At 69.0% G+C, this 24,511-nt stretch carries 18 protein-coding genes; 12 read left to right on the top strand and 6 right to left on the bottom strand.

Going from position 1 to position 24,511, the window contains the following annotated elements; translation table 11 throughout:
- The first annotated feature begins 188 nt into the window (after window positions 1-188).
- The 6 genes from ETD86_RS19105 (at window position 189) to ETD86_RS19080 (ending at window position 10,187) form a co-directional block, all read left to right on the top strand.
- Entirely contained in the window at window positions 189-1,508 is a 1,320-nt protein-coding gene (locus tag ETD86_RS19105; protein WP_138667513.1) for a cellulose binding domain-containing protein, read from the top strand.
- 405 nt (window positions 1,509-1,913) lie between these two features.
- Window positions 1,914-2,924 carry a ketoacyl-ACP synthase III family protein gene (locus tag ETD86_RS19100; protein ID WP_246148001.1) on the top strand — a complete coding sequence of 337 codons (1,011 nt, stop codon included), beginning with the start codon at window positions 1,914-1,916 and terminating at the stop codon, window positions 2,922-2,924.
- On the top strand, window positions 2,921-3,181 hold the full coding sequence (locus ETD86_RS19095; RefSeq protein WP_138667512.1) for an acyl carrier protein: 261 nt from the start codon (window positions 2,921-2,923) through the stop codon (window positions 3,179-3,181). The genes ETD86_RS19100 and ETD86_RS19095 overlap by 4 nt, the downstream gene beginning before the upstream one ends.
- A gap of 19 nt (window positions 3,182-3,200) precedes the next feature.
- Complete coding sequence (locus ETD86_RS19090) at window positions 3,201-4,244, top strand: ketoacyl-ACP synthase III family protein (protein ID WP_138667511.1); 1,044 nt, start codon at window positions 3,201-3,203, stop codon at window positions 4,242-4,244.
- Between the two features lie 48 nt (window positions 4,245-4,292).
- Entirely contained in the window at window positions 4,293-8,072 is a 3,780-nt protein-coding gene (locus ETD86_RS19085; protein ID WP_246148000.1) for a type I polyketide synthase, read from the top strand.
- A gap of 189 nt (window positions 8,073-8,261) precedes the next feature.
- Window positions 8,262-10,187 carry an ABC transporter ATP-binding protein/permease gene (locus tag ETD86_RS19080; RefSeq protein ID WP_138667509.1) on the top strand — a complete coding sequence of 642 codons (1,926 nt, stop codon included), beginning with the start codon at window positions 8,262-8,264 and terminating at the stop codon, window positions 10,185-10,187.
- A 92-nt stretch (window positions 10,188-10,279) separates the two neighbouring features.
- On the opposite strand, the gene ETD86_RS19075 is transcribed toward ETD86_RS19080, so the two are convergent.
- From ETD86_RS19075 to ETD86_RS19055, 5 genes are read right to left on the bottom strand one after another with little or no spacing between them, the layout of a single operon-like run.
- Window positions 10,280-11,791 carry a hypothetical protein gene (locus tag ETD86_RS19075; RefSeq protein ID WP_138667508.1) on the bottom strand — a complete coding sequence of 504 codons (1,512 nt, stop codon included), beginning with the start codon at window positions 11,789-11,791 and terminating at the stop codon, window positions 10,280-10,282.
- Window positions 11,791-13,314 carry a hypothetical protein gene (locus tag ETD86_RS19070; protein ID WP_138667507.1) on the bottom strand — a complete coding sequence of 508 codons (1,524 nt, stop codon included), beginning with the start codon at window positions 13,312-13,314 and terminating at the stop codon, window positions 11,791-11,793. Before ETD86_RS19070 ends, ETD86_RS19075 begins: the two co-directional genes overlap by 1 nt.
- Before the next feature lie 2 nt (window positions 13,315-13,316).
- A complete protein-coding gene (locus ETD86_RS19065) occupies window positions 13,317-14,825 on the bottom strand; it encodes a hypothetical protein (RefSeq protein WP_138667506.1) in 1,509 nt (502 codons plus the stop codon).
- A 3-nt stretch (window positions 14,826-14,828) separates the two neighbouring features.
- Window positions 14,829-15,644 (bottom strand): carbohydrate ABC transporter permease, encoded by an 816-nt coding sequence (locus ETD86_RS19060; protein ID WP_138667505.1) that lies wholly within the window; start codon window positions 15,642-15,644, stop codon window positions 14,829-14,831.
- Window positions 15,641-16,522, bottom strand: coding sequence for a carbohydrate ABC transporter permease (locus ETD86_RS19055; protein WP_138667504.1), 882 nt, complete (start codon window positions 16,520-16,522; stop codon window positions 15,641-15,643). The genes ETD86_RS19060 and ETD86_RS19055 overlap by 4 nt, the downstream gene beginning before the upstream one ends.
- Before the next feature lie 193 nt (window positions 16,523-16,715).
- Between ETD86_RS19055 and ETD86_RS19050 the strand changes: the two genes are divergently transcribed.
- From ETD86_RS19050 to ETD86_RS19025, 6 genes are read left to right on the top strand one after another with little or no spacing between them, the layout of a single operon-like run.
- Window positions 16,716-17,978, top strand: coding sequence for an ABC transporter substrate-binding protein (locus ETD86_RS19050; protein ID WP_170223153.1), 1,263 nt, complete (start codon window positions 16,716-16,718; stop codon window positions 17,976-17,978).
- Entirely contained in the window at window positions 17,968-18,954 is a 987-nt protein-coding gene (locus ETD86_RS19045; RefSeq protein ID WP_425465645.1) for a Gfo/Idh/MocA family protein, read from the top strand. The genes ETD86_RS19050 and ETD86_RS19045 overlap by 11 nt, the downstream gene beginning before the upstream one ends.
- Entirely contained in the window at window positions 18,951-20,681 is a 1,731-nt protein-coding gene (locus ETD86_RS19040; protein WP_138667501.1) for a heparinase II/III family protein, read from the top strand. Before ETD86_RS19045 ends, ETD86_RS19040 begins: the two co-directional genes overlap by 4 nt.
- The gene (locus ETD86_RS19035) at window positions 20,674-21,396 is read left to right on the top strand and encodes an amidohydrolase family protein (protein WP_138667500.1); all 723 of its coding nucleotides are present in this window, start codon (window positions 20,674-20,676) and stop codon (window positions 21,394-21,396) included. The genes ETD86_RS19040 and ETD86_RS19035 overlap by 8 nt, the downstream gene beginning before the upstream one ends.
- A complete protein-coding gene (locus ETD86_RS19030; RefSeq protein WP_138667499.1) occupies window positions 21,393-22,187 on the top strand; it encodes an amidohydrolase family protein in 795 nt (264 codons plus the stop codon). The genes ETD86_RS19035 and ETD86_RS19030 overlap by 4 nt, the downstream gene beginning before the upstream one ends.
- Window positions 22,184-23,494 (top strand): Fic family protein, encoded by a 1,311-nt coding sequence (locus ETD86_RS19025; protein WP_138667498.1) that lies wholly within the window; start codon window positions 22,184-22,186, stop codon window positions 23,492-23,494. The genes ETD86_RS19030 and ETD86_RS19025 overlap by 4 nt, the downstream gene beginning before the upstream one ends.
- Window positions 23,495-23,761: 267 nt before the next feature.
- Here the strand turns inward: ETD86_RS19025 and ETD86_RS19020 are convergent.
- Window positions 23,762-24,511, bottom strand: a 750-nt coding sequence (locus tag ETD86_RS19020; RefSeq protein ID WP_138667497.1) for an MOSC domain-containing protein, incomplete at its 5' end; no start/stop codon positions are given.

The following is a 24,511-nucleotide window of genomic DNA, read 5'->3' as shown; positions in this document are numbered from 1 at the left end:
CTTTGACCATCGTCACTTACGTGTCATATCGTCTCCCGGGCCCATATCGATGTGAGCCGCGACACTCGAGCAGGACGTTGTTCTCGCAGGCGCTACGGTCGGCGTGTTGATCGCGGCTGCCCTGGCACCGGAGGAGACACGGACGGCCACCGGGAAGCGGCGATCATCCGACCAACCGGAGTCGCACCATGCAAGCTCGAATCTGCACGGCCATGATCGTCGGCATGGCGATGACCGTGCTGGCCGCCGTCGGTGTGTCAGCAGCGTTCGCGCCGCCGGCTCACGCCACGCAGGTGGTTACTGATATCGCTTACGCGCCCGCACAGCCGGTCGGCAGCAGGGGGCATATGCTGGACCTTTACCTGCCGTCCACCGGCATCACGCCCCGGCCGCTGCTGATCTGGCACACTGGCTCGGCTTGGACGAGCGACGACGGCAAGGCCGGCGCGGACGCGATCGCGGACATCTTCAACCCTCTGGGCTTCGCCGTGGCCGGCGTCAGTGTCCGGTCCAGCGCTCAAGCGATCTTCCCTGCCCAGGTGCACGACATCAAGGCGGCCATCCGCTGGCTGCGCGCGAACGCCGCCACGTACCAGCTCGACCCCAATCGCTTCGCGATCATGGGTGACTCCTCGGGTGGCTGGCTGACGGAGATGGCCACCCTGTCCGGCGGCGTGGCGGCGCTGGAGGGCACCGTCGGCACGACCGGCGTCTCCAGCGCCGTGCAGGTGGGACTGGCCTTCTACAGCCCGACCGACTTCCTGCAGATGAACGCGCAGAACCTGCCGACCGGCGGGCTGGACCACGACTCTCCCGCCTCCCCGGAATCCCTCCTGGTCGGCTGCCCGATCCAGACCTGCCCGGCCACGGTGGCCCAGGCCAATCCGATGACCTACGTCGACAGCAACGACCCGCCGCTGTTGTTCCTGCACGGCCAGGCCGACTTCCTGGTGCCGCACGGGCAGAGCGTCCTGCTCTACAACAGGATCAAGGCCCAGTGCGGTGACGCCACGTTCGTCTCGGTGCCCGGCGCAGATCACATGATGCCCCAGATCATGGACCCCGCCCAGTACGGTATGCAGACCGTCCGCACCACCACCGACTGCACCGAGACGGTCAGTACCGGCACGTTGAACCCCACCTGGCCCAACTTCGCGACCTTCCTGCGCACCGGGCTCAAGATGGGCACGTCCTGCGAGGTCGCCTACGCCACCGCCGCCGGGAGCGGCACTTTCACCGGCAGCGTGACCATCAGGAACACCGGCACGACCCCCATCCAAGGCTGGACCGCGACGTGGACCTGGTCGGGCAACCAGCAGATCACGAGCGCCTGGAACACCACGGTCACCCAGACCGGCGTCCGGGTGAGCGCACGCGACGCCGGCCATAACTCCTTCATCGGCCCCGGCTCCAGCCAGAGCTTCGGCTTCTCGGCGACCGTCACCGGGACGAACGCCATTCCCGCCCAGTTCTCGGTCAACAACATCGTCTGCACGAGAGCAGCCTGAGACGACGTGCGCCGGGCCTGAGCCGAATGGCGACGGCCCGGCACCGTTCTCCCGTCGTCCGGATTCTGGGACCATTACATTCGGAGAAACCGCGACGCGGAGCGGAAAGACGCATTTCCAGAATTCAACACGTTCCGTCGAGTCCCGATCACGGAATGTCGCCGACCGGATTTCGGGCCATCATATTGCTTCACCCGAAGGTCGCCCCTATCCTTGCCTCTGACCGCTCGCCGGTTAATTTCACGTTGTTTTCATTGACCGGCCGGGGGTCACTTGATATCCCGGGACCCCGAAATAAATCGGATAAGCCGCCTTCCGCTGCTGAAGGACGTTGTCCGGGATCGTCGATGAGTTAGGGGACGTGTGCGTACATCCAACATGTTCGTCAGGAGCCTTGGCGTCTATGTGCCTGACAGCGTGAGCGTCGAGCAGGCGGTTCGTGAGGGCTGGTACCCGGCCGAGGAAGTGGAGACGTTCCAGCAGATCGGCGCGGCGGTGGCCGGCGACATGCCCGCGCCCGAGATGGCGCGGCTCGCGGTCCTGGACGCGTATGACCGCTGGGGTGAGTCCTCCCCGCGCGATCTCGACCTGCTGCTCTACCCGTCGGTCTGGCATCAGGGCCCGAACGGCTGGCAGCCCCAGCACTACCTGCAGACGCACCTCCTCGGCGGGAACGTGCCGGCGTTCGAGATCCGGAGCGGCTGCGTAGGGATGATCAGCTCGCTCGAGCTGGCGGCGAGCTACCTGCAGGCCGACGCGGACCGGGAGACGGCCATGGTCGTCTCCTCGGACAACCACGGCACCCCGCTGGTGGACCGCTGGCGGATGACCCCCGGGGCGCTGATCGGCGACGCCGCGGCCGCGCTCATCCTCGGCAAGGAGTACGGCATGGCCGAGCTCCTGTCGGTGAACGTGACGGTGATCCCGGAGGCCGACGCGGTCAACGACGGCGCCTACCCCCTGTTCCCCCCGGACGCCACCATCGGCAGGGGGCTGAGCTTCGGCGACCGGCACGAGGAATTCCGCCAGCGGCTGCTCAAGGCGCAGGGAACCGGGATCCACCTGACGATCCAGAAAACGATGATGCAGCAGGTCGAACAGACCCTGGACGAGGCCGGGATCGGGATTGCCGACATCACGCGGGTGGCGTTCCCGCACGGCCGCCGCGAGGACCTGGACGGGCAGATGTCCTGGCTGGGCATCGACGAAGATCAGACGACCTGGGACTACGGGCGGCGCGTCGGCCACTGCGGCGCGGTGGACCAGTTCATCGCCTTCGAGCATCTGATCGCGACCGGCGGGCTCGTAGCCGGCGATCACCTGCTCATGGTCGGGTTCGGCTCAGGAACGTCCGTCGCCGCGGCGGCGTTCAGGATCCTCTCTCCCTCTCCCGTCACGAGGGGAGCACGCGCATGACCGAGCTTGCCGAGATCACGCAAAAGCTGGTCGACTTCATCCAGGAGAACCTCGTCCTGGACGGCGACGACATCAAGGTCGACGAGACGACCCCGCTCCTCGTGTCGGGTCTCCTGGACTCCCTGCGGACGGCGCGGCTGCTGAACTTCCTCCGGAGGGACATCGGCGTCTCGATCCCCGCCGCGAAGCTCGACCCCGAGAACTTCAGGGACGTCCTGACCATCGTGACGATGGTCAGAGAACTCGAATCCGTTTAGCCGGAGCGAGGGCAGAGTCATGCAGTGGGCGAACACGTACATCAGCGGAGTGGGAGCCTTCCTCCCTCGGACCGTCGTCAGCGTCGAGAAGGCCGTCGCCAAAGGCTGGTACCCGGCCGAAGAGGTCGAGCTGCACAACCTGGCAGGGGCGGCGGTGGCCGGTGACCTACCGGCTCCGGAGATGGCCCTGCACGCGGCGCAGAGCGCGCTCAAGCGCAGCGGGCGGGCACCGGCCGACCTGGATCTCCTCCTGTACGCCTCGTCTTGGCACCAGGGACCGGACGGCTGGCCGCCACATTCCTACCTGCAGCGCCATCTCGTCGGCGGGAACGTCCTGGCCACCGAGATCCGGCAGGGCTGCAACGGGATGTTCATCGCCATGGAACTCGCGGCCAGCTACCTGGACGCCGCTCCCGGCCGGCAGGCCGCCCTGCTGGTCGCCTCCGACAATTACGGCACGCCGCTGATGGATCGGTGGCGGATGGGCCCCGGCTACATCGGCGGGGACGCCGCCAGCGCGCTCGTGCTGACCAAGGAGGGAGGGTTCGCGCGCCTGATGTCGGTCTGCACGACGACGGTGGCCGAGGCCGAGGAACTGCACCGGGGCAGCGAGCCCTTGTTCCCCCCGGGTGTCACGGTCGGGCGCCGGATGAGCTTCGCGGCCCGGAACGAGCAGTTCCGGCACCAGGTCATGCCCAAGGGCGAGGCCACCGCGGCGTTGTTCAACATCCAGCGGGCGCTCATGGAGGTCGTCGAGCGTGCGCTGGACGAGAGCGGCATCGAGGCCCGCGATCTCACCCGGGTGGCGTTCATGAACTACTCCGAAGAGATCGTCGAACAGCGGTGCATGGCCGTGCTCGACCTGCCCATGTCCCGCTCGACCTGGGACTACGGCCGCACCATCGGCCACTGCGGGGCCAGCGACCAGGTCCTTTCCCTCGACCACCTGCTCATGACCGGGCAGCTGGTCCCCGGCGACCACATGCTGATGCTCGGCACCGGGCCGGGAGTGACCGTCTCAAGCGCCGTGATCAAGATCATTGAAACTCCTCAATGGGCCTGAAATCGAAGGGAACAGAACCAGATGGTCGATAGTCCGCGCGGAGCCCGGGTGGAACCAGTGGCGGTGGTCGGGATCGGATGCCGTCTTCCCGGCGACGTCCATTCACCGGACGAGTTCTGGGACCTGGTGTGCACCGGCCGGAACACGACCCGGTCGCTGCCCGCCGAACGATGGCGCCGGTACGAGAACCGGAGCCCCGAATACGCCGCCGCGCTGCGCGACGCCGTGCGCCAGGGCAGCTTCCTGAGCGACATCGAGGGCTTCGACGCGGAGTTCTTCGGCCTGTCGCCCCGCGAGGCCGAGCTCATGGACCCGCAGCAACGGATCCTGATGGAGACCGCGTGGGAGGCCCTGGAGAACACCGGCCTGCCGCCGCACGAGCTGGCCGGCACCGACGCCGGGGTGTTCGTCGGGGTCTGCACGGCCGACTACGGCAGCCGTCTGCTGGAGGATCTGCCCCAGATCGAGGCGTGGACCGGGATCGGCGCCGCGACCTGCGCCGTCGCCAACCGCATCTCCTACTCCCTGGATCTGCGCGGGCCCAGCATGGCGATCGACACCGCCTGCTCGGCGTCGCTGGTCGCGCTGCACCTGGCCGCGCAGAGCCTGCGGCTCGGCGAGAGCGACGTGGCCCTCGCCGGTGGCGTCAACCTGCTGGTCACCCCGGGCCAGACCCTCACGCTCGGCACCGCCGGAGCCCTGGCCCCCGACGGGCGGTCCAAGTCGTTCGACGCGTCGGCCGACGGTTACGGACGCGGCGAGGGTTGCGGCGTGATCGTGCTCAAGCGGCTGTCCGACGCGCAGCGCGACGGTGACCGGATCCTCGCGCTCGTCATCGGCAGCGCCGTGAACCAGGACGGGCACACCAACGGCATCATGGCGCCGTGCGGGGAGGCCCAGGAACACGTGATGACCCGGGCCTGCCGGCAGGCGGGCATCGCGCCGTCCACCGTCGACTACATCGAGGCGCACGGCACCGGGACGCGGCTGGGCGACCCGCTCGAAGTGGGGGCGCTCTCCTCCGTGTACGGCACGCGGCGGTCCCCCGGCGACCCGTGCCTCATCGGCTCGGTCAAGTCCAACATCGGCCACCTCGAAGGCGCCGCCGGCATCGCCGGCGTCATCAAGGCGGTGCTCGCCCTCGACCGCGGTGAGATCCCCCCGAGCGTGCTGACCACCCTGAACCCGGCCATCCCGTGGGAGGCCTCGGGCCTGCGCGTGGTGACCGAACGATCGGCCTGGCCGGAGCGCGACCACCCCCGCCGGGCGGGCGTCTCCAGCTTCGGGTACGGCGGCACGGTCGCGCACATCGTGCTCGAGCAGGCTCCTCCCACCCAGGAGGCGCCCCAGGGCGAGGGGACGGGGGAGCGGCTGTTCCCGCTGTCGGCCGCGTCGGAGAAGGCTCTGCGGCAGTACGCGGGCAAGCTCGCCGATCATCTCGGGAAAGGGCTCGACCTGGCGTCGGCGGGGCACACGCTGGCGCTCCGGCGCACCCATCTGGCCCGTCGCGCCGTCGTGATCGGGGCGGACAGGGACGAGCTGGCGGCCAACCTGCGCAGGCTCGCGGAGGACGTGCCGGCCGAGGCCGTCCTCACCGGGGACGTGCTGCCCGAGCTCGGTCCCGGGCCGGTCTGGGTCTTCTCCGGGCAGGGCTGCCAGTGGCGCGGGATGGGCCGGGAGCTGCTCGCCGTGCCGGAGTTCGCGTCCCTGGTCGACGAGGTGGAGCCGATCTTCGCTGAGGAGATCGGCTTCTCTCCCCGGCAGGTCCTCGCCGAGGGCGATCTCGACACCATCGACCGCGTGCAAACCATGATCTTCGTGATGCAGCTGGGCCTCGCCAGGCTCTGGAACGCGTACGGGGTCGCCCCGAAGGCCGTCATCGGCCACTCCGTCGGCGAGATCGCGGCGGCGGTGACGGCCGGCGCGATGACCGTCGCCGACGGCGCCCGCCTGATCTGCCGCCGCTCCCGGCTGCTGCGCCAGGCCGAGGGCAAGGGGGCCATGGTGATGGTCGACCTGTCCTTCGAGGAGGCGGCCGAGAGGCTGGCCGGCCGTACCGACCTGGTGGCGGCGATCTCGTCGGCGCCCGGCTCCACCGTGTTGTCCGGCGACGTCGCCGCGGTCGAGGAGGTGGTGAACGAGTGGCCGGCCGAGGGCATCGTGGTGCGGCGGGTGGCGTCGGACGTCGCCTTCCACAGCCCGCACATGGAGCCTCTGGCCGTCGAACTGGCCGCCGCCACCGCCGATCTCTCGTTCGGCGCGCCCCGCATCCCCATGTACACGACCGCGCTGGCGGACCCCAGGTCGACGCCCGTCCTGGACAGCGCGTACTGGGCGGCGAACCTCCGGGACCCCGTGCGGCTGGCCGCGGCGACGACGGCCGCGGCGCAGGACGGCTACCGCGTGTTCCTGGAGATCTCCCCCCACCCCGTGGTCGCGCACTCCCTCACCGAGACGCTCTCGGAGAGCGGGTTCGAGGACGTGTTCGTCGGCACCTCACTGCGCCGGAACCAGCCGGAGCCGGCGACCTTCCTCATCGCGGTGGGCACGGCGCACTGTCACGGCGTCGATGTGGACTGGAGCCGGCTGCAGCCGTCCGGCGGCCTGGCCGATCTGCCGCCGTACGCCTGGCAGCACCGCCGCCACTGGCGCGAGTCCTACACAGAGGACGACAACCGGGGGCACGACGTGCACTCCCACACCCTGCTCGGAGCCGGGACCAGCCTCGCGGGCAGCCGGACCCGGGTGTGGCGGACCGGCTTGGAGGACGCCAACCGGCCCTACCCGGGCAGCCACGCCCTCAACGGGGTCGAGATCGTGCCCGCCGCCGTGCTGGTCAACACGTTCCTGCAGGCGGTCGAGGACGAGGACGTCACGCTCACCGACGTGGAGATGATGCATCCGCTGATGACCGCGGAACGCAGGCAGATCCAGGTCGTGCACGAGCCTCCAGCGGTACGGCTGGCGGCCCGTACGCCGGCCGACCCCGACGAGCCCGAACCCGCCTGGCTGGTGCACGTCACCGCGGACGTGGCTGCTCCGGGCCAGGTGAAGCCCGACATGCTGCCGGACGACGGCGCTCTCACCGCGATCGACCCCGGGTTCGTGCACAAGCGGCTGGCCACCGTCGGCGTGCCCTCGACGGGCTTCGACTGGACGATTGAGAGGCTGCTGAGCGGAGACGGCGTGCTGCGGGCCACGGTCCGCACCGAGGACCCGGGGAGCTGGGCTTCGGCGCTGGACGCGGCGATGTCCGTGGCGCCCTGCGTGTTCCCCGGCGATCCGGTGCTGCGCATGGTCGTGCACATCGACGAGGTGGTGCTGACCGGCACGCCGCCCGCAACGGTGATCATCGACGCGGCCGTGGACCCGACCGCCGACGACACCGTGCGGGCGCTCCTGGCCGACGTGGACGGCCGGGTGGTGGGACACCTCGCGGGACTCCGCTATCCGGTGATCGACGCGCCCGCCCCGGCCGAGGAGGATCTCCGGCAGCCCGCGGAGTGGTTCGCCGGCCTGGCGTCCGAGGACCTGCACGAGCGCGTCCTGCCCGAGGTCCGGGCGGAGATCGCGGCCGTGATGAGGCTGGCCCCTGAGGACCTGGCGATCCGGCGCCCCCTTGTCGAGCAGGGGCTGGACTCGGTGATGACCGTCATGGTCCGGCGGCGCCTGGAGAAGCGCTTCGGCTGCCGCCTCCCCGCGACCCTGCTGTGGCAGCAGCCCACCATCTCCGCGATCGCGGATCACCTGGTGGAGCTTCTCGCGACCTCGAGACCGGACGCGGCGGCGGAGACCGCTCCCGAGAGCATGCCCGCGATCGGGGGATGAGGCCACCGGCCGGGCAGCCCGAGGGGCGATCCCCTCGGGCCTGCCCGCCGGCGCAGGCCCGAGCTGGTCGCCCGCTCCGTCCCAGGGTCTTCACCTGGGACGTCAACCAAATGGCGACTTGAACGACTCCCTCCCGTGAGTTGAGCTCTCCAGGGCGCTCGTCACACTCTGTGCTTATATGTTTCCGGAATGGAGTTGTTCACCCCGACGCTCGACTGGGGCGCTGAGGTCTGGGCATCGCTGGTGTGGATCGCCAAAGCCTGGGCGATCGCCGCGGTGTGCACCTTGGCGGTCCTCGTGCTGATTGGCCTCTTCACCACGTGGGGCAGGCAATTCTGGCGCATCACCGGCGCGTACTTCACCGGTCCAGGGAGCCTCAGGGTCTGGCTCTGGCTCGGCACCATACTGTTGTCGGTGGTCACCGGCGTCCGGCTGGACGTGCTGTTCAGTTACCAGGGCAACGACATGCTGTCCAGCCTCCAGGTCGCGGTTCAGGGCATCGCCGTCAACGACACTCCGGTGAAAGTCTCCGGCGAACACGGCTTCTGGATGTCCCTGTGGGTCTTCTGCATCCTGGCGGCGATACACATCGCCCGGCTGCTGCTGGATCTGTTCCTGCTCCAGCGGTTCGTCCTGGCCTGGCGCGTGTGGCTCACCGACCGGCTGACCGGAGACTGGCTCGACGGTAAGGCCTACTACCGGTCGCGATTCATCGACGACACCATCGACAACCCGGACCAGCGCATTCAGTCCGACATCGACCTGGTCACCGCCGGATACGGACCCCTGCCCAACCTTCCGAGCAACGGGGGGACGTCCAGCACGCTGTTGTTCGGCGCGATCTCCGCGGTCACCTCGATCGTGTCGTTCACGGCGATCCTGTGGAATCTCTCGGGCACGCTTTCCATCTCCGGGGTCGAGATCCCCCGGGCGCTGTTCTGGATCGGGCTGGTCTACGTCCTCATCGCCTCCGTCATCGCCTTCTGGATCGGCAGGCCGATCATCTGGCTGGCCTTCCGGAACGAGAAGTTCAACGCGGCGTTCCGTTACGCCTTGGTGCGCCTGCGCGATGCGTCGGAGGCGGTTGCGTTCTACCGCGGCGAGCTCGCGGAGCGCTCAGGGCTGCGGCGCCTGTTCGCCCCCGTCGTCACCAACTACAAGCGGTATCTGAACAGGACCATCGGCTTCAATGCCTGGAACTCCGCGATCAGCCAGAGCATCGTGCCCCTGCCCTATCTCCTGCAGGCGCCGCGGCTGTTCGCCGCCGAGATCCGACTCGGCGATCTCACCCAGTCGGCATCGGCGTTCAACGAGATCCAGAGCGGCCTCTCGTTCTTCCGGAACGCCTACGACGCCTTCGCCGGGTACCGGGCGGCGATCATCCGACTTCACGGTCTGGTCGTCGCCAACGAAGAGGCCAGGGCGCTGCCGGAGGTGACGACGCTGCCCTGCGTCGACGGGACGGTTCAGCTCAAGGCCGTCGAGGTCCGCACCCCCGATGGACGGCAGTTGATCAAGACGCTCGACATGCGGCTCGACGTGGGTGACACGTTGGTCGTCACGGGGCCATCCGGCAGCGGAAAGACCACGCTGTTGCGGAGCCTCGCCGAGTTGTGGCCGTTCACCACCGGCACGCTGACCCGACCGTGCGGACCCAACGAGACGATGTTCCTGTCGCAGCTGCCCTACGTACCGCTGGGCGACCTGCGGGCTGTCGTCACATATCCCGGCGCTGAAGGCACCGTCGACGACGAGACCCTGCGCAGCACACTGCGAAAGGTTGCGCTGTCGCACCTCGTGGACCGGCTCGACGAAGTGCAGGACTGGGCCAAGGTGCTTTCCCCGGGCGAACAGCAGCGGATCGCGTTCGCACGGATTCTGCTGACGAAGCCGAAGGTGGTGTTCCTCGACGAGTCGACCTCGGCGTTGGACGAGAACCTGGAGTTCATCCTCTATCAACTGATGCGGACCGAGCTGCCCGACACCATCGTCGTCAGCGTCAGCCACCGCTCTACGGTCGAGCAGCACCACACCCACGAGCTCAAGCTGCTCGGCGAAGGCGAATGGCGCTTCAACCCGCTGGGAGACGACGAACCGGAACCCGCTCCGGCGTAACAAGGATGGAGTCGTACCCGATCACCGGCGGCCCTGAGGAGAAGGACGCCCTTCTCTCAAGGCCGCCGCCGAATTCCGCAGATGAGTGTTCGCTACTCCCGCGTCAGCAGGCGGGACAGCGTGATGAGGTGGGAGGAGTTGGTCCCGGTGAAGTTCGCGTACTTCGTACCGACCAGCGCCTTCACCTGGGGATCCCACTCGGTGAGCTCCAGCCACGAGTGCAGGTAGTAGTCGACCCCGTTGGCCGCGGTCCCGGTGCCGTCGACGTACAGGCTGAAGGCGGGAGCCGTTGTGGAGTCGTTCCACATCTTCGCCAGCAGCGTGTTCTTCAGCGCCGTCATGTCGGCCGCCGTGAAGACCTGGGAGCTCCGGTAGAACTCCAGGAACGCCGAGAGGTCCACGTTGCCGTGGGAGAGGTCCTCCTTCTTGGTCGAGTAGGTCGCGTAGTTCCAGACGTAGGCGCCGCTCGAACTGGTCAGGTCGTTGCGGGTCCAGCGGGCCACGCGGGTCGCGCGGTCCAGGTACGTGGCGTTGCCGTTGACCGCGTGCAGCACCATGAGCAGGTTGGCGAAGGCCAGGGCCTGGTTGTAGGGCAGGTCGTTGGAGACCCGGGTGTGGCTGAAGGCGTCGAAGTTGGGCGACTGCCGGTAGAGCCCTTCGGTGGTGCCGACGGGCGCCCAGGTGTTGCCGATGTAGCTGCTCGACTCCCAGCGCGGGACGATCTCGTTCTCCAGGAACGCCCGGTAGGCGGCCGCCTTGGCGGCGTAGGCCGACAGGGCCGGGGTCCGGGCGACGAGCCGGACGAACTCGGCGATGGGGATGCCGATCATCCCGTCGTGCACGATGTACGGGAGGATCGCGCTCAGCTTGACGTCGTCGAAGTACGCCGACCCGCTCACCGTGTACGACCGGTGCTCCAGCCAGACCTCGAACGTCCGCCCGGCCGGCATCGGGCAGGTGACCTCCTTGTAGGTCCACGTGCTGGTCGTGTACTCCAGCATGCAGATCGTCGTGGAGCCCTCGCGCAGGACGACGCGCCCCACGGTGGAGCCGGTGCGCTTGCCCCAGCCGCGCAGCACGTGCTGGGTGCCGCCCTCGTAGGTGCTCGCCACGGTCTGGCGGAGCTTCTTCCACTTGGTCAGGTCGGAGACGATGCGCACCGACTGGGTGCCGGTGCCGCTGGGGACGTCGGTGGTCCGGTAGATGTGGCTGCCGGAGTCCTGGAACCTCGTCCAGGACGCGGGCAGCGTGGTGTCGCTGGCCGCCGTCTCGAAGCTGGGGTTGGCCAGCTCGACCGGCGAGTAGCGGCTGGTACTCCAGCCCAGGTAGCCGTCACCGTCGATGTCGTCGGCGTTGGCCAGTACGGTGTCGGCGTGGGTGACCAGCTTGTCCAGCCACTGGGTGTCCTGGGTGGCGCCGTAGACGTCGAGGTAGCTCCGCATGATGTAGCTCTCGCCCCAGGCTAGGGTGGCGCTGCTCTTGTCGGTGTAGAGCGTGTCGCCGATCTGGCTCTCCAGCGCCGTGTACTTGGGCAGCCACTGGCTCTCGGCCGGGACCACGGTGGCGGCCAGGGCCAGGACGGCCGCCACCAGGCTGCGTAACATCAGGCGCCCCGGTTCGCGTACCAGTTGAGGTAGGCGACGCAGAGCAGGTAGGAGCCCTGCTGCGGCTGGGTCGCCCGGCCGTCGTAGATCGCCCGCGAGTGGGTGAAGACCGTCTCGTCCCAGGGGGCCACGGCCATCCAGCGCGGTGCCTGCATGTACTGCCCGGCGCTGTTGGTGGCGCCCGTGCCGTCGACGCGCACGTACGCCGTGGCGATCCCGTCGGCGCCGGTCGGCGCGACCAGGTTCTTGCTGTAGGTGCGCGCGAAGCGGGCCATGTCGTCGCCGATGAAGGAGAGCTTGTGGCGGAAGGCGGCCACGGCGAACTCCACGTCGATGGCGCCGTGACTGAGATCCTCGATCTGCCGGGCGCCGGCGGTGTAGGACGGCGTGAACTCCGAGACGTTGTCCGTCTTGGCGAAGCCCTGGTAGAGCTTGCCGAACTTCGGCCAGTACGGCCAGACGTAGGCGTCGTCGGCGTCGACGGTGAGGTCCAGGGAGAAGGTGTGGCCCATCCGGCGTACCCGGTCGCGGTAACGGTGGTCGCCGGTGGCGGCGGCGAGCTCGGCGAAGGTCTGGCCGAGTGAGACGCTCTGGTTGATGGGCTGCTCGGCGCCGTCATAGGCGAGCGGCGTCCCCTTGTTCCAGACGTAGTAGCCGCGGCCGTCCTCCGTCTGGCGCCACTCCTCGTCGTGCACGGCGGCGGCGTCCTTGGCCGCCTTGAGGAACTCCAGCGCCTTGCCCTTGTATCGCGACCAGAGCGAGGGGTTGGCCAGCACCGTCCTGGCGAACGTGGCCATCGGATAGGTGATCATGCCGGTGTGCACGCTGAAGATGACCGGCTGCGAGACGAAGGAGGTTGGTCCTTGGGCGGGCGTCGCGTTGACGGAGGGGGACTCCCGCAGGTCGCGCGCCGTCACCATGGTCGGGGTCGGGTAGGCGTCGTAGATGCGCTTGACGGCGTAATTCGCCGACGCCGGGTCCAGCGAGAGGTCGGGGAATCTCGCCACCGTGTTGTTCCAGTTGTTCTTGACCTCCAGCGAGAAGCTGCCCTCGGCGCTGCCGGTCGTGACCGTCGCGACCGCTTGGTCGGCGTAGGCCAGCGCGGTGCGTACCTGCAGCAGCGGCGTGCCGTCGGCGTCCTTGAGCGTGGCGAAGCCCACCGTGTAGGGGTGCATGGCGCGCCAGGCGGGCAGCGACCTGCCCCGGTGGTCGGTGACGCCGCGTGCCGAGTCGCGGTTGGCCAGCACCTGCTCGACGTTCTCGACCAGCCGGTCGAGGTAGTGGGTGTCCTTGTAGGCCTCCCACATGCGCATGAAGCCCATCAGGACGTACGACTGGCCCCAGGCCAGCGCGCCGTGCTCGTTGGTGTCGGTGGGCTTGCCGGTGCCGGTACCGCTGTGGAAGAGCCGGTCGAACAGGTCGAAGGTCTCCCTGGAGGTGTAGTCGTAGGGCGATGAGCTGGAGAAGCCGAGCGCGCCCACGGCGAGCGCGCCCAGGCCGAACTGCCGTCGGGACAGGTGCATGGTCAGGACCTCCGGGTGAACCAGTTGAGATAGGCCATGTTGGCGAGGTAAGAGGCGGGATAGGCGCCCTGGGCGGGTTGCACGGCCCGGGCGTCGTAGATCGAGCGGGAGTGCGTGAACACGCCGGCGTCCCAGGGGGCGACGGCCATCCAGCGCCCCGCCTGGAGCGAACCCTCGGCGTTCAGCGGCCCGCCGGTGCCGTCGAGCCGCGCGTTGGTGGTCGGCAGGCCGTCGGGGCCGGTCGTGGCCAGGTTCCTGGTGTACGTCCGGGCGATCCTGGCCAGGTCGATGCCCCGGTAGTAGATCTTGTGCCGGAAGGCCAGCGCGGCGAACTCCACGTCGATGCCGCCGTGGCTGAGGTCCTCGATCTGCCGCGCTCCGGCGATGGAGGGCGTGTACTCGGAGACGTTCTGGTCGGCCGTGTAGCCGTTGTAGGTCTTGCCGAAGGAGGGCCAGTAGGACCAGACATAGGCGTCACCGGCATCCGGCTTGAGCTCGCCTCCGAAGGAGCGCGCCATGCGGAGCGCCCGGTCCCGGTAGAAGGGGTCGCCCGTGGCCGCGGCCAGCTCCGCGTAGGTCAGCCCGAGCGCCAGCCACTGGTTGGTGGGCTGTTCCGTGCCGTCGTAGGGCAGCGGCATGCCCTTGACCCAGATCAGGTGCCCCTCAGGCCGCCATTCCCGTTCGTGGACGGCCACCGCCTCCTTGACCGCCTGGAGGTATTCCAGCGCCTTGCCCCGATATTTCGTCAGGTGGCCGTCGTGCAGCACGATCCTGGCGAAGGCCGCCATCGGGTAGGTGATCATGCCGGTGTGCACCGCGAAGATCATCGGCTTCACGCTGAGCCGCGTCTCGCCCAGGACGGGCACGATGCCGCCGACCGGCGCCGGACGCGGATCGCGCGCTGTCACCATGGTCGGGGTGGGGTAGGCGTCGTGGATGCGCTTGACGGCGTAGTCGGGCGAGGCCGGGTCCAGCGACAGGTCGGGGAAGGACGCCACCCGCCCGTACCTGGCGTTGCGCACCTCCAGGGTGAAGCGGCTGGTCGAGGTGCCCGCGCTGACTGTGGCGGTGGCCTCGTCGGCGTAGCTGAGCGCGCTGCGCACTTCGAGGAGGGGCTGCCCGCTCGCGTCCGTCAGCGTGGCGAAGCCCACCGTGTAGGCGCCGGCGGCCTGCCAGGCGGGCAGCGAGAGGCCGCGGTAGTCCTTGAAGCCGCGCTCGGAGTCGCGGCCGGCCAGCACCTGGTCGGCGTCGATGATGAAGCGGTCGAGGTAGGCGGTGTCCCTGTAGGCCTCGTACATCCGGGTGAACGCGAACATCACGTAGGAGGCACCCCACGCCAGCCTGCCGCGTTCGTTGGTCTCCGTCGGCTGGCCGGGCGCGCCGGCCTCCCGGAAGACCCGCTCGAAGTGGTCGAATGTCTGTCTCGATGCGTAGTCGTGTGCCGTCGAACTGCTGAAGCCGAGCGCGCCTACGGCGAGCGCGCCTAACCCTAACTGCCTGCGCGTCAACATGACCTAGCCCTTCACTGCGCCTCGCATGCCTTCGAGGACGTGGCGTTGCATGAGCATGAAAACGATGACGACCGGGATGATCGACATGATCGTTCCGGCGGCGAGCGTGCGGACGTCCGTGCCCGTGATCCCGGCGAGGTAGGAGATCCCGAGCGCGAGCGGGTACTTCGCGGAGTCCTTCAGCACGACCAGCGGCCAGATGAAGCTGTTCCAGACCGAGATGAAGCCGAAGATGCTCAGGATGGCCAGCGTCGGGCGGGCGGCCGGCAGCATGACGTGCCAGAAGATGCGCAGCTCGTGGCAGCCGTCGGTGCGCGCGGCGTCGACGACGTCGCGCGGCACGCCCGCGAAGGTCTGGCGGAGCAGGAAGATCCCGAAGGCGGACAGCAGGCCGGGCAGGATGACGCCGGCGAACGTGTCGGCCATGCCGAGCTGGGTGACCACCAGGAACCGCGGGATGAGCATGAGCTCGCCCGGCAGGAACATCGTCGACAGGATGGCGAAGAAGACGATGTTGCGCCCGCGGAAGTGCATCTGGGCCAGCGGGTAGGCGCACAGCGCCGAGACGATGACGTAGGCGGGCACCGTCAGGCCGACGTAGATGACGGAGTTGAGCAGGTAGGTGGGGTAGGGGATGGAGGTCCACGCCTCGATCACCCAGTTCAGCACCGGCGGCCGGGGGATGATGTCCGGCGGGAAGGAGTAGACGGCCTGGTCGGCGGGCTTGAGCCCGGCCGACAACAGGATGAGGAACGGCCCGACGAAGGCCAGCGCGATCGCCGTCAGCAGGATGTACATCCCCGCGCGCCGCAGGATCATGCGATGACCGTCCTTCCGCGGGTGATCCGGTAGTTGAGGATGGCCAGGCCGATCATCAGCACCCACAGGACCAGCCCCATGGCGCTCGCGTAGCCCATCTCGTAGCGCTCGAAGGCCGCCGACCAGATGTAGTAGCCCAGCGTGAGCGTCGCGTCCTGAGGCCCGCCCTTGGTCATCACGTAGATCGAGGTGAAGGCCTGCATCGCGTCGAGCATCTCCACGGTGATGGCGACCGCGATGTAGGGAAGGAGCAGCGGAACGGTGATGCTCCGCAGGCGGTGCCAGGCGTTGGCGCCGTCCACCCGCGCGGCCTCGTAGATGCTCGCCGGGATGGTCTGCAGGCCGGCGAGGTAGATCATCATGTAGAAGCCCATGTTCTTCCAGCCTTCGACCAGGATGACCGCGGGCAGCGCCCAGGCCGGGTCGAGGAGGTACTGGATCGGCTCGTCGAGCAGGCCGGCGCCGGTGAGCATCCAGTTGAGGACGCCCTGCTGGTGGAAGACGTACTCCCAGGCGATGCCGACCGCGACCATCGACGTCACGACCGGCAGGTAGTAGAGCATCCGGAAGGTCTTGATGCCCGGGAGCTTCTGGTTGACCAGTACGGCCAGCAGCAGCGGCACCACGACCAGCAGCGGGAACATCCCGACGAGGAACAGGACCGAGTTGAGCAGCGCGGTCCAGAACCGGCCGTCGCCGAGCATGCGGACGAAGTTGTCCACGCCCACGAAGACGGGTGGCGGGGAGATCATGTCGTACTTGAAGAACGACAGCTGGATCGCCGTCACCGCAGGCCAGGCGAAGAAGACGCCGAACAGGACGAGCGCCGGCGCGGCGAAGAGATACGGCGTGTACCAGCGCTGTCCGGGTATGCGCATGGCTTCACGCCCTTCCTTGATGATTGTGATGGCCGTAGATCAGATAACGGATGGCCAGAAGTTATCCAGACTTGATACGGACGGTCAATAGCTCGGCCTTGACCGGAAAAATCTGAGCTGACATTCTGCCGAAAGGAAATATTAAGGACGGCCAGAATCGAGGACCCCTGCGATGTCCCGTAGGTTTGCCTTAGTGACAGGCGCACTGGCCCTGTCGCTCCTCACGACCGGCTGCGTGGCCGGCACGTCCAGCAACGCCCCGGCTGCCGCCGACGACCAGCCTTTCGAGGGCGAGGTCGAGTTCTGGACGATCAACCTCAAGAAGAACTACAGCGACTACATCGACGGGCTCATCGCCGGCTACCAGAAGCAGCACCCGAAGGTCACGATCAAGTGGGTCGACGTGCCCGGCCAGGAGAGCGCGACCAAGCTGCTGGCCGCCGTGGCCAGCGGCGACGTGCCCGACGTCGTCAACGTCAACTCCGTGGAGCTCGGCCGCTTTGTCCCGTCGCTGACCCCGCTCGACGAGCTGCTCAAGACGGAAGACCTGGCCGATTTCCAGCCCAACCTGGTGGAGCCGCTGCGCACCGACGGCAAGCTCTACGCCGTGCCCTGGTACAACGGCGGCGCTCCGGTGGCGATGTACCGCAAGTCCGTGGTGAGCAAGGCCGGCTTCGACGAGGCCGCCCCGCCGAAGTCCTACGACGAGGCGCTGGAGTTGGGCGACAAGGTCTACAAGGAGACCAAGGTCTACGGATCCAACATCATCCCGGACCACAACGTGCTCCGCTACTACGGCATCAGCCTGCTGTCGGCGGACAGGAAGAAGGCCGAGTTCAACACGCCACAGGCCGTGGAGATCCTGGAGAAGTTCAAGAAGAGCTACAAGAGCGGCATCGCGCCGGGCGCGATCTCCAAGGACATCCGCAACCTGCCCCAGAGCCTGGAGAACGAGCAGATCGCCTTCAAGCCGACGGCCAACGCCGCCGAGCTGCTCAACATCCAGAAGAACTCGCCCGACGTCTACAAGGACCTGGTCATCACCGAGCCGGTCCAGATGAACACCGGCAACTACCTCCTCCTGGCCCAGCAGGCCTTCTCCATCCCCAAGGCCTCCAAGCACAAGAAGGCGGCCGCCGAGTTCCTCAAGTACGTCACCAACGGCGCCAACCAGCTGGCCTTCTGCAAGATCGTGCCGATCTACCCGTCCACGATCTCCTCCACCAAGGACACCTTCTTCACCCAGGCCGAGAGCGGCGACGCGATGGGCGCGGCCCGCCAGGTCATCGTGAAGGGGCTGGCCAAGCTCGAGTACAAGCCCATCGGCACCAGCAAGGACGCCGAGCTCGGGGAGTACCTCTCCGAGGAGGTCAGGGCATTCCTGTCGGGGACCAAGAGCGCCAAGGAGGCGCTCGACACAGCAGAGAAGCAATGGAATGACGCACTTGCCTCCTAAGCTCAGAATCGGGATCATCGGCACCGGCATCATGGGACGCGGCCACGCCGACGTGCTGGCCGCGCACCCCGACGCCGAGATCACCGCCGTCTGCCGCAAGCCGCTGGCCGATGCGCCGGTGTTCCCGACGTACCGGGAACTGATCGGGTCGGGGCTCGTCGACGCGGTGTCGATCACTACGCCGGACCACCTGCACGCGGACATGATGGTGGCCGCGGCCGAGGCCGGTCTGCACATCCTGGTCGAGAAGCCCTTCACGACCACGGTGGAGGACGCCGACCGGGCCGTGCGGGCCATCCGGCAGGCGGGCGTGGTCGCCATGTGCCTGTTCAACCACCGCTGGGTGCCCGCCTACGCGCAGGCCAAGGACCAGATGGGAGTGATCGGCGAGCCGGTGGTCGGCTACGCGCGCAAGGACGACACGATCTACGTGCCGACCGAGATGATCGGCTGGGCCGACCAGACGACGTGCGCGTGGTTCCTGTCCAGCCACGACATCGACCTGCTGACGTGGCTCTACGACGACCACGTCGCGGAGGTCTTCGCCACCGCCCGGTACGGCAAGCTGCGCGACCTCGGCATCGACACGCCCGACGCCGTGCAGATCCAGGCCCGCTTCAGCCGCGGCGCGGTGGCCACGTTCGAGTCGGCGTGGATCTACCCCAACACGTTCCCGACGATGGTCGACAGCTACGTCACCGTCGTCGGCGAGGACGGGGTGATCCAGCTGGACCGGCAGAGGGAGAACATCCAGCTGGCCACCGACAAGGCCTACACGTACCCGCGCAACATGCTGCAGCGGGTCGTGCACGGCGTGCCCGCGGGCGCGTACCGGGATGCGATCCACCACTTCGTGGCGTGCGCGCGCACCGGCACCGAGCCGCTGATCACGGTGGAGAGCTCGCGCCACGTCACTGCGGTGCTGGCGGCGGCGCACGAGTCCGTCCGGTCGGGTCTGCCGGTGAAGGTCTCATGAAATATGTGGAGAAGGCGCCGCATGTGGACCCGGTGCGCATGCGGCACATCACCGACGAGGCGCTCCTGGCCGAGCTGGGCGTTACGTCGATCGCCGAGGCCCGGCCGTGGCGCCGCCCCGACCCCGCCTGGGACGGCCCCGCGACGATCGAGGAAGCCGACGCGCTCATCGGCGCTGAGGTCGACTTCCTCGACAAGGGGCGCGGGCGCTCGCGGTTGTACGGCTTCCACTACCTGCGGTGGATGACGCCGCTGGTGCACGCCTACCGCGAGACCGGCGACGCGCGCTACGCCGCGGAGTGGGACCGGCTGTTCCGGCAGTGGTACGGCACGCGCGACCAGGTCGAAGGTGACTGGCCGGGCCTCGACGTCATCTGGTACTCGCTGGGCGTCTGGGCCAGGTCGATGCACGTCACCCGGGCCATGGCGGAGCTGGCGGACGAGCCCGCGCTCAGCGACGAGTGCTGGGCGATGATGATGAAGACCGTCCTCGGCGGCGCCCGCTGGTCGGCGGAGGAGCACGACGAGTTCCGGCACGGCAACTGGCAGTTCGTCTGCGCCGCCGAGCTCCTGCACGTCGCCACGCTCTTCCCGGAGCTCCCCGAGGCGCCGCGGTGGGCCGAGATCGGCCGGGCGCGCGTCCTGGAGCACCTGGAGCTCGACGTGCGCGCCGACGGCGGGCACCACGAGCGCTCGCCCGGCTACCACGGCATGGTCCTGGACGCCGTGCACCGCGTGCTGGCGCTGGACCCGAGCTTCGCCGAGCACCCCAGGGTGCGGGCCATGCACTCCTGGTTCGCCTCCCTGGTCACCTCCGGCGGCTGGATCCCGCACCTGCAGGACAGCGGCGTGGTCTGGCCCGCCGGCGCGCTCCGGCGCGGCGCGGAGCTGGGCGTGCGGCCCGAGCCTGGGTCGCACCTGCTGGACGCGAGCGGCTACGCGATCTTCCGCGCCGGACACCTGCACACCGTGATCAACTACGGGCCCTACGTGGGGCACGAGCTCGAGCCGCACAGCCACCACGCCGCGCTCGACTTCGTGCTGTCCGGCTGGGGCGTGCCGCTGGCCTGGGAGGCGGGCGGGCCGCCGTCCTACGACGACCCCGGTTACTACGACTGGTACCAGGCCACCCGGGGACACAACACGATCCTGGTCCCGGGGGAGGAGTACACCGAGGACCGCAAGGCCGGGCTCGACCTGTTCCACGCCGGCCAGCACGTGGACGTCTTCGCGGGGCACCACCACGGGTACTCGGCGCGGCATGACCGGCGGATCGTCTTCGTGCGGGACGAGCCGTCGTACTGGCTGGTCACCGACTCGATCGACGCCGACGCGGTGTGGCAGGTGCACGGGCTGGCTCCGTGGAAACCCCACGGATCCGGATATGTCACGAAGAACCTGCTGGTGGTGCCCCTGGAGGCGCCCGACGAGGTCTTGCACGGGAACGGTCCCGCCCGCATTCCCGACCCCGCCACCGGGACCGCGGAGTACGGCGAGATCCACTCACTGGGGCTGCGCCGCGCCGACGGCCGCTTCACCGTCGCGCTCGTCCCCTTCACCGACGATCCACCCGCCGTCCACCTCGCCACGGTCCCGCCCCTGGCCTCCCCTCAAGAGACGTCAGTCCCTGATCACCTCAGGGTGGCCATCGGCGGGATCGTGGACACCGTCAGCGCGTCCACTTGGGCCCGAGCCGACGTTCGTGAGGGATGGGCCGCCGATGGCTGAGGCGCGCCCGATCCTCATCGACGCGGACGCGATGCTCGGCCGTCACCCCCGCCGCGACGTGGGTGGCGGAACCGTGGATGAGCTGCTCGCGGCGCTGGACCGGGTGGGGATCGCCGAAGCCGTGGTGGGCAACATGACCGCGTGGCTGCACGATCCCCACCGCGGCAACGCCCAGCTGCTCGACCTCGTCAAGGACCAGCCTCGGCTGCACCCGTGCTGGGTCATGCTCCCGGACAGCTGCGGCGAGCTGGGCGCGGACTTCGCGGAGGAGGCCGTCGCCAAGGGTGTGCGCGCCGTCCGGGCCTTCCCGCGCGACCACGGCTACCACCTCGCCGGCGCCGACGCCGCCGTGGTCCTGCACGCCCTGGCCAGGGTACGGCTGCCGCTGCTGGTGGACGCCCCGCAGGTGGACTGGCCGACGATGGAGACGATCGCCCGGGCGCATCCGGCATTGCGCATCGTCGTCGGCGCCGCCGGATACCGGATGCTGCGCCAGATCGCCGGGGCCATGGAGCGCAACGTCAACGTGCACCTGGGGACGGCCGATCTGTCCTCGCACTGCGGGCTGGAGTGGCTGGTCGCGCGGTTCGGCGCGGGGCGGATCGTCTTCGGCACCGGCCAGCCGTACCGGGATCCGGCCGAGGCCGTGACCCGGCTGCTCTGGTCGGAGCTCGGCGACGCGGACGTGGCCACCATCGGGAGGGGGATCGTGTGAACGACCTGGCGCGAGCGGTGTGGGAGCGCCGTTCCCAGCAGGCGACCCGGATCGTCGACGCGCACGCGCACGCCGGGCCGTACAGCGTGTTCTTCATCCCCGAGCCGGACCCGGGCCCGATGATCAGGGTGATGGACCGGTGCGGCGTCTCGCACGCCGTCTTCTCCAGCCACCTGGCCATCCAGCTCGACGCGGCGGCGGGGAACGCGGCGACGGCGGCGATCGTGGCCGAGGCACCCGACCGGTTCACCGGGTACATCACGGTGAACCCGTGGCAGGATCCGCTCGCCGAGCTGGGCAAGTGGGGGGACGACCCGCGCTTCGGCGGCATCAAGCTCCACCCGGACCTGCACGAGTATCCGCTGAACGGGTCCAGGTACGCCCCGGTGTGGGAGTTGGCCGAGCTGACCGGGTGCCCGGTGCTCACGCACACGTTCGCGGGTTCTCCGTACAACGACATGCCCATGCTCGACGAGGTGGCCGAGCGGCACCCGGGTGCCACGATCCTGGCCGGGCACTCCGGTGTGACGCCGCTGGGCATCGACCAGGCGATCGAGGTGGCCGAGCGGCGGCCGGGGGTGATCCTCGAGGTCTGTGGATCGCACAACAGCGGCGCGGACATCGCCCGGATGGTACGGCGGGTCGGCGCGGACCGGGTGGTGTACGGTTCGGACTTCCCCTTCATCGACCTGCGGATGTCGCTGGGGCGCGTACTCTTCGCCGACTTGACGGACAATGAGAGGGCAGCGGTGCTCGGGGGAACGATCAGTGGGTTGCTCGAGTGGAGATGACCAAGGTGGAGCGGCTGAGGACCAAGATCGCGATCGGGGTGGTGGGCCCGCACGATCTGGTGGAGCACATCGTGCACATCGGCGCCGGTCTGCCCGATGCCGCTTCCTTCCGGCTGGTCGGGGCGCCGCACGCGGGCGAGAACGAGACGCACGACAAGCTGTCCAAGATCGCGGGCAGCATTGACGTGGTGCTGTTCACCGGCCCGCTCCAGTACGACCTGGCCCGGCGGTCGGGCGAGCTGCCGGTGCCGGCCACGTTCGTGCCGGTGAGCGGCGCCGGGCTCTACTCGAGCCTGCTGCGTGGCGTGCTCTCCCAGGGGATCGATCCGGCGCGGGTGAGCATCGACTCGATCCCGGCGGCCGACGTGGCGGAGGCGTACGAGGAGATCGGCGTCCCGATGGACGGGGTGCACGTCTCCGAATACCACCAGCCCGAGTCGGTCCGCGACTTCATCGGCTTCCACGAGAAGCTCTACCGCGCCGGCGCCACCACGGCGGCGCTGACCACGATCAGGACCGTCGCCAAGAAGCTCGAAGCCGTGCAGGTGCCGGTGCTGCGGATGATGCCGACGCCGCACACGCTGCGCCTGGCGCTGAACACGGCCGCGCTGCTCGGCACCGGCAACCGCCTGGAGGAGGTGCAGATCGCCATCGTTCTGGTGGAGCTCCCCGCCGCGGCGCGGCCCGCCCACTCGGGTCCGGGCAACTACTGGCAGCAGGAGCTCAAGCTCGCCCTCCACCAGTCGCTGCTGGCCGAGGCGCGACTGATGGGCGCGACCGTGGTGCCGCGCGGCGAGAACGGCTACGTGGTCACCGCCACCGTCGGCGCGCTCGGCCAGGCAACCGACGGGTTCCGGGTGGCGCCGTTCATGGACCGCGTCCGTGCCGACATGGGCGTGGCCGTGGAGGTCGGCATCGGGCTCGGGCACACCGCGCGCGACGCCGACTCCAACGCGCTGATCGCGGTCGAGCGGGCCAGGAACGCCGGCGCCACCGCCGCCTTCCTCATCGGCGACGACGGCACCACACTCTCCCTCCCGCTGCGGCAGCGCCGCCGGCCCGAGCAGCCCGCCGAGCCGTCCCGGGCCGACAAGATCCTCGACCGGCTCGTCGAGCGGCTGGGTGACGACCCCGAGTCGCTGGTGGTCGGCGCCGAGACCGTGGCGGAGATCCTCGGCGTGGCACCGCGCAGCGCCCGGCGGGTGCTGCAGGAGCTCGTGGAGGAAGGGCTGGCCTGGGCGCTCCCGCCGGTCAAGTCCGCTACCGCGGGCCGGCCGCGGCGGCCGTACCGGCTGGTGAACCGCTAGGGCACCTTGGCAACGAAGACTTCGAGAGCCAGGCGGCGTTGCAGGCTGAAGTGGAGAGGCGGGCCTGGGCCGTCCGCCGGTCCGGGTGCCGCTCGATGGAGGCGAGGGCGGCGGCGAGCTCGGGTGGGCTTGGGGTCGGTCCCGCCCGACCGCGGTTGAGCGTGCCGTCCTTGTGGAACGATCGACCGTGAACTCAATGGCCTCCTGGACGAAGATGACGTCATACTCGCCGGACATCGACGGCAAGCCCTGCGACGTCTAGCCGTTTCAGGCCAGGACGGTGACCGGGTCGCCGAGCCGTAGTTCGCCTCGGCCTCGGGGGACCAGGCGGATGCCGAACCAGGTCTTGCCGTCCCAGCGGCGGTGGCGGGCGAGGGTGCGCAGGGGTTCCTTGCCCTTCTGGAAGGTGACCGGGTCGTAGGTGGTGGCGGCGCAGCGGTCGCAGCGTTCCGAGACGCGGAAGGCGAGCGGGCCGATGCGGATCTCGCGCCAGTCGTCCTCGGCGTACGGGGGTGCGCCGTCGATCACGAGATTGGGGCGGAATCTGGCCATGTCCAGGGGAGCGGGCGGGTCGTCCTGGCGTTCCATGGCGCCTTCGAGGATCCAGTCGTCCAGACGGCGCAGTGAGGAGCGGGAGGTGAGCAGGATGGGGGCGTCCCCGGCGAGGCTGACGACGTCGCCGGGCAGGCCGCCGTGGGACGCCGGGACGGCGCAGCGGTTGGGGTCGTCGAGCCAGACCAGGCGGGCCGGTTTGCCGAGCAGCCGGGTGAACCAGGCGTGCGCGTCGGGGTCCGCGAGCACAACGGTGTCCACTTCGGCGAAACCCACGGGAACGTGTTCTCCGGTGGCCGGGGGCACCTTCAGCTGGGGCAGTCCCGGCGCGTCGAGCAGCAGCCCGTCCTCGTCCGTGACGCTGGCGACGACGGACAGCAGCCGGGGATTCTCCCCGAGCCAGTGAACATCCCCCTGCTCGTCCACGACGGCCCAGCGGCGGTCCCCCGCCAGCCCCCATGGCTC

It is taken from the genome of Nonomuraea turkmeniaca (assembly GCF_005889735.1).
GTDB lineage: Bacteria > Actinomycetota > Actinomycetes > Streptosporangiales > Streptosporangiaceae > Nonomuraea > Nonomuraea turkmeniaca.
The sequence above is the reverse complement of the archived record's forward strand: the minus strand, read 5'-3'. Positions and strand labels throughout refer to the sequence as shown.

Bases quoted from the DNA above. Each gene is read 5' to 3' on its own strand.
- ETD86_RS19035 (WP_138667500.1), top strand. From the start codon at position 20,674: ATGGCTGAGGCGCGCCCGATCCTCATCGACGCGGACGCGATGCTCGGC.
- ETD86_RS19025 (WP_138667498.1), top strand. From the start codon at position 22,184: ATGACCAAGGTGGAGCGGCTGAGGACCAAGATCGCGATCGGGGTGGTG.
- ETD86_RS19055 (WP_138667504.1), bottom strand. From the start codon at position 16,522: ATGCGCATACCCGGACAGCGCTGGTACACGCCGTATCTCTTCGCCGCG.
- ETD86_RS19090 (WP_138667511.1), top strand. From the start codon at position 3,201: ATGCAGTGGGCGAACACGTACATCAGCGGAGTGGGAGCCTTCCTCCCT.
- ETD86_RS19105 (WP_138667513.1), top strand. From the start codon at position 189: ATGCAAGCTCGAATCTGCACGGCCATGATCGTCGGCATGGCGATGACC.
- ETD86_RS19060 (WP_138667505.1), bottom strand. From the start codon at position 15,644: ATGATCCTGCGGCGCGCGGGGATGTACATCCTGCTGACGGCGATCGCG.
- ETD86_RS19040 (WP_138667501.1), top strand. From the start codon at position 18,951: ATGAAATATGTGGAGAAGGCGCCGCATGTGGACCCGGTGCGCATGCGG.
- ETD86_RS19070 (WP_138667507.1), bottom strand. From the start codon at position 13,314: ATGCACCTGTCCCGACGGCAGTTCGGCCTGGGCGCGCTCGCCGTGGGC.
- ETD86_RS19065 (WP_138667506.1), bottom strand. From the start codon at position 14,825: ATGTTGACGCGCAGGCAGTTAGGGTTAGGCGCGCTCGCCGTAGGCGCG.
- ETD86_RS19080 (WP_138667509.1), top strand. From the start codon at position 8,262: ATGGAGTTGTTCACCCCGACGCTCGACTGGGGCGCTGAGGTCTGGGCA.
- ETD86_RS19075 (WP_138667508.1), bottom strand. From the start codon at position 11,791: ATGTTACGCAGCCTGGTGGCGGCCGTCCTGGCCCTGGCCGCCACCGTG.
- ETD86_RS19095 (WP_138667512.1), top strand. From the start codon at position 2,921: ATGACCGAGCTTGCCGAGATCACGCAAAAGCTGGTCGACTTCATCCAG.